Annotated in this window: 3 protein-coding genes; 1 reads left to right on the forward strand and 2 read right to left on the reverse strand. The window is 50.8% G+C overall.

What is annotated here, in order from left to right; translation table 11 throughout:
• On the reverse strand, nucleotides 1–911 hold a 911-nt coding region (locus H6F43_RS00255), incomplete at its 3' end, for a DEAD/DEAH box helicase (protein ID WP_190340038.1).
• A 240-nt stretch (nucleotides 912–1151) separates the two neighbouring features.
• A complete protein-coding gene (locus H6F43_RS22865) occupies nucleotides 1152–1814 on the reverse strand; it encodes a TetR/AcrR family transcriptional regulator (RefSeq protein WP_347272349.1) in 663 nt (220 codons plus the stop codon).
• Nucleotides 1815–1934: 120 nt separating this feature from the next.
• Here H6F43_RS22865 and H6F43_RS00265 point away from each other — a divergent pair, with 120 nt between their 5' ends.
• Nucleotides 1935–2921 carry a Rieske 2Fe-2S domain-containing protein gene (locus H6F43_RS00265; RefSeq protein ID WP_190340039.1) on the forward strand — a complete coding sequence of 329 codons (987 nt, stop codon included), beginning with the start codon at nucleotides 1935–1937 and terminating at the stop codon, nucleotides 2919–2921.
• Nucleotides 2922–2926 lie beyond the last annotated feature (5 nt).

Here is a 2926-nt window from a genome sequence, read left to right on the forward strand (position 1 = left end):
AGCGGAGCCGAAATGCTGCCGTGGTGAACGTGGTAGACATCGGGCAGATGTTTGGCGCTGGCGATTTGCCGTAGGGTAGCAATGATGCTTTCGGTCTGCGATCGTCCGTTCGCGAAAATTAGGCACTTGCGCCCCTGAGTTTGATTGAACAAGTGCAGGTGATAAGGATGGAATGCAGCGTCACGAGAGTCGCCCTGTGCTCGCACCACGAGTTTTGGGTCGTAGAAGTGCTCGATCGCCAGATGCAGCGTCCGCTGATTGGCAGGAAGCTGCGGCGTAATTACGGGACGATCGTCGCCCGATCTCAGCCAGTCTTCTGCCATGCCGTAGTCGCCCAGCGTAGCAGATAGCCCAATGCGGCGCGGCTGACTTCCGGTCAGGTGGGCAAGCCGCGATAGCTGACAGAGAATTTGCGCTCCGCGCTCGGAACCAATAAAGGCATGAATTTCATCGATGATGACAAATCGCAGATCGCCAAACAGTCGGGTCAGGTCCGCTCGCTTGTTAATGAGCAGGCTCTCTAGCGACTCTGGGGTAATTTGCAAAATTCCTTTAGGCGTTTTGAGCAATCGCTGTTTCTGTCCCTGAGTGACATCGCCATGCCAAGCCCACACGGGAATTTGCGCGTGTTTCAGCAGATCGGTAAGGCGATCGAACTGATCGTTAATTAACGCTTTGATCGGACCAATGTACAGCGCGCCAACAGTCGCGGGTGGGTCTTCGTGCAGCCGCGTCAGCACCGGGAGAAAGGCAGCTTCGGTTTTGCCGGAAGCCGTTCCTGCCGCAATCAACAGATGGGCGTCTGTGTCGAACACAACGCGGCACGCTTCGACCTGTACGGGTCGCAAATCGGTCCAGCCTTGGCTGTAGATAAATTCTTGAATAAAGGGTGCGAGGCGGTAGTAAGTCACGGGAGGTGGAGGTAATGGAGAGCCGGCGATCGGCAGGTGTAGCCGCCTGAGGATGCTGCCTGGAGAACGAATTCGATCACATCACACAAATTATTCGAGTTGTGTCGCTGTTTACGACTGCCCACGTTGGCCATGAAATGATTCTTTGTTGAATTATCTGACTGAATTATCTGACCGCTTCTACATCTAATATTTGCTGTCGTTAGAAACCTGACTGAGATTCACGTTTGCGATCGACACTCATTCTTGGTTTCTCGTCAACCCCTTTTGTCTAACCCCTGCCAGAATAAACTCGATCGCCTCCTCCGTATGTTCTTCGATCATCTCGGGACTCAGACGATCGAGGTCTGGGGTTAAGTGCTTCCAATTTCCATGCACGGTGAAGTAGAACAAGCAAACACTCAGGATGTGGGTCAGCGCCAAAAAGGGTTTGAGAGAGCGGAAATTGCCTTCTGCCATGCCGCGTTCCAGAACCTTAAGCAGATGTTCGTGCAGGGTTAAAACATTGCATTCCTTGAAATAGGCTCCTCCATTCTGGCTAGATTCTTGAAACCACAGCATTTGTCGCTGGGGGTTGGCGGCTTCGTTGGCGATCGCGATGCGAATGATCTGCTTCAGTGCCTCTTCAGGAGATAGCGTCTCGAAATTTTGCTGCATCAAGACCGCTTGCACCTCATTCACAGGACGCTGAAGGACGGCTTTGTAGAGATTCTCTTTGGTCTCGAAATAGTAGTGCAGCGTTGCAGATGTGACTTCGGCACCGTCAGCGATCGCACTCATGCGCGCACCCTTTAAGCCATGTCGGGCAAATTCTTGTTCAGCGGCATCAAGAATTTGCTGCTGAGTTGCGGCGGCATCTCGCACAACGCGAACTGACTTAGCTCCTCGTCCCGATCGACCCACTGCTATCCGTCCCTTGCGTGATCAACCGTCATCTTAGCAGAGAGGACCAATTCGTGAATTGACGTTTGCTTGAGCGATTGGTAAGCTAACTAATTAATTAGTCAGTTAATGTTAAACCGTATGGAACGTTTGCAAGGCTCACCTTGGCTGTTGGCACACCGTTCAATGCTGAAGCCCAATCAGCCCAGGAAATTTTCGCTATTGGACGAGGATTATGTGCTCTGGCAGGACCCGCAGGGCAGGATTCAAGCATTGCCCAATGCCTGTCCTCACATGGGCGCAATGCTCTCAGAGGGCTGGTGTGTGCCTCAATCTGAGGGTAGTAGCGCAGTTGTCTGTCCGTTTCATGCGCTAGCCTTCGATCGCGCTGGCTGCACGGTCTTACCCGGTAACAAATCAACAAAATCGCTGCTGCAACCCCTGGAACTGGTAATTCAAGGTGATTTCATCTGGACCTATGGAGGGTATGAACCAAAAATTCCCATTCCAGAACTGATGAACACGATCGCAGCCGAGTATCAATTTATCGGAGTGACTGGCGATCTCAGCATTCCCACTGATATTTTGAGTTTGCTGCTAAATATGCATGACTACAATCATCAAAACGGCACGCACCGGGAACTGTTTGAGATTGAGGAAGTGGAGGTCAAGCAATTTATTGATGCAGGTCTACATTCTCACGCTTATTTGGCTCAACTGCGAAAACAACCAATGCTGCGGGAGATTTTAAAGAATCCAGCACAGCTAGCACTTCCTAAGGTGCTGGAAGCACACCTGGAAAACTACTTTCCCTTCATGGGGATAATGCATGGGGATAACAAACTCCTGAGTTTGAAGGAATGCCACTTTTATCTACCAGAATCGGCTCAACGATCGCGCGTGTTTGTGTTGATGTACATGCAGGCACACGCGCCGATCGCTCATCTACTAAAGCGTAACCTGCTCAAGCTGGTTAATGTAGTCGTAGAGCAGGATGCCAAAATCTTGAGTCATATTTATCCCAACACACCGCAGCGAATCAAATTGAACAATGAAGTCGGAATGGATTGGGTACGTCGGAACTTTGAACAGTTTCCGGTAGTTGCTGAACCTAATTTTTCCCGATAGCACTA

The organism is Leptolyngbya sp. FACHB-36, assembly GCF_014695955.1.
Taxonomy (GTDB): Bacteria; Cyanobacteriota; Cyanobacteriia; order Leptolyngbyales; family Leptolyngbyaceae; genus FACHB-36.

What these genes read in the sequence shown, in the direction of transcription:
- H6F43_RS00265 (WP_190340039.1), top strand. Translation starts at nt 1,935, where the DNA reads ATGGAACGTTTGCAAGGCTCACCTTGGCTGTTGGCACACCGTTCAATG.